Source organism: Gilliamella intestini, assembly GCF_900094935.1.
GTDB lineage: Bacteria > Pseudomonadota > Gammaproteobacteria > Enterobacterales > Orbaceae > Gilliamella > Gilliamella intestini.
In genome coordinates this window covers 1-1540 of sequence record NZ_FMBA01000100.1, presented here as the reverse complement: position 1 = coordinate 1540, position 1540 = coordinate 1, and the positions used below count along the sequence as shown (strand labels likewise).

Annotated in this window: 3 protein-coding genes; 2 read left to right on the top strand and 1 reads right to left on the bottom strand. The window is 33.1% G+C overall.

Annotated features, from left to right (window positions below; genetic code table 11):
- Together GA0061080_RS12855 and GA0061080_RS12185 are read left to right on the top strand one after the other, a co-directional pair.
- Positions 1-579: RHS repeat-associated core domain-containing protein (locus GA0061080_RS12855; protein WP_209435850.1), on the top strand; the 579-nt coding region annotated here is incomplete at its 5' end.
- Positions 580-1053, top strand: a complete 474-nt coding sequence (locus GA0061080_RS12185; RefSeq protein WP_065636602.1) for a hypothetical protein — start codon at positions 580-582, stop codon at positions 1051-1053. It abuts the gene before it with no gap.
- Positions 1054-1260: 207 nt separating this feature from the next.
- On the opposite strand, the gene GA0061080_RS12180 is transcribed toward GA0061080_RS12185, so the two are convergent.
- The gene (locus GA0061080_RS12180; RefSeq protein WP_091126216.1) at positions 1261-1461 is read right to left on the bottom strand and encodes a hypothetical protein; all 201 of its coding nucleotides are present in this window, start codon (positions 1459-1461) and stop codon (positions 1261-1263) included.
- Positions 1462-1540: the final 79 nt, after the last annotated feature.

The following is a 1540-nucleotide window of genomic DNA, read 5'->3' as shown; positions in this document are numbered from 1 at the left end:
TTCCAAGGGCAATATTATGATGAGGAGACGGGATTACACTACAATCTAAACCGTTATTATGATCCATTTACAGGTAGATATATTACTCAAGATCCGCTTGGTATACTAGGTGGACTAAATAGTTACCAATATGCCGGTAGCGATCCGATAAATTGGGTTGATCCGTTAGGGTTGATTAAGGTTGAAAATAATGGGTTTGAAGGGATTGCTGGAGAAGAGATAGATAGTACATTATCAATTCCGACTATTAATCCTGCAACAAATAGAATTGCTACTGAGCATATAATTGTGCCATCAGGAAAAGCACCACATAGAGGAAAACCTAACTCAATTTATGAAGTATCGAGAGCTGATGGGTCTAGAAGTGTTACTTATTATGACGCAAATGGTAGAACTTTTTCTCGTGAAGACTATGGACAAATTCACCCACATGGACAAATAGGTTTAGGTCCAGACGGAAGAGTTGTTCCTCATGAACATAAAATTACATATAATGATAAAGGATATGTAACAGGTAAATACTATAGAAAACTCGATTCCAATGGGAAACCCATTGGTGAATGGATTAAGGATAAATAAATGAATAATTATATTGTTGGATATCTTGCTGGAATTAACTATAACAATAGTAAATCTATTTTAAAAAAAATAGCTGCGAATTATAGTATTGGATTAAAAGAAATTTTACCGGAACAATTGTTTCAATTTACTGAAAGGTATTTACCTAATAAAAATGAAACTAATTTCATTTTTTCAATGAGTGATAGCCCTGATTCTGAAGAAGCTGATTATTTGATTGATTATTTAGATTATGCTCCAGAAATGCAAAGTAAATTTCCTTCGTTAGGAAGAGATCGTTTACTAATTTTGATTAGTATATTACAAGAAATGATGACTCTAACAAATTGTTCGAAACTTGTGATATCTTTGACAGACTCCGGTTATATTTATTCATATAAAAAGATAAAATTTATTGAATTATCAAAAACGTTACTTTCAGATTTTGAAGTAAGCGAAGGTGCTCCAGATACACTTTATGAAATCATATATTAAGTGTAGTAGCTCAGATTTAATCTGATAGACACTTGTTATTCATCGGCATTCATTTTAATAAAGTGGGAGTGCGATGCGCAAAATAAACTCTCCAATTGCTTTTCATTAACCAACCCTTTTGCATCGTTCCTCGTTTTCCATAACAATATTTTCCAAATATGTCTTTTCTCGGTTGTAAAACTCAAGCCATTACTCAATCACTTATCCTTATGCCAATCCCGAGTAGCGAATATGTAGTAGCTTAAACTTAATCTGCTTTTTAGTTAAAAAAGCACCTGAAATAACTTGATTCAACCAATGACTTAATACCATTTTGATGATATCCATAACCTGACAAACTTGTAAAATCGAATATCCTTTTTCCAGAACAAGGAGAACACTAAATATCGGTACAGGAAATAAGCCCATTGAGGGAGCTTACAATATATCTCATCCTGATTATCCAATGGCGGAAGGTGTTTATCCCGGCAATGCTAATGATTTGTCA

What these genes read in the sequence shown, in the direction of transcription:
- GA0061080_RS12185 (WP_065636602.1), top strand. Translation starts at nt 580, where the DNA reads ATGAATAATTATATTGTTGGATATCTTGCTGGAATTAACTATAACAAT.
- GA0061080_RS12180 (WP_091126216.1), bottom strand. Translation starts at nt 1,461, where the DNA reads ATGGGCTTATTTCCTGTACCGATATTTAGTGTTCTCCTTGTTCTGGAA.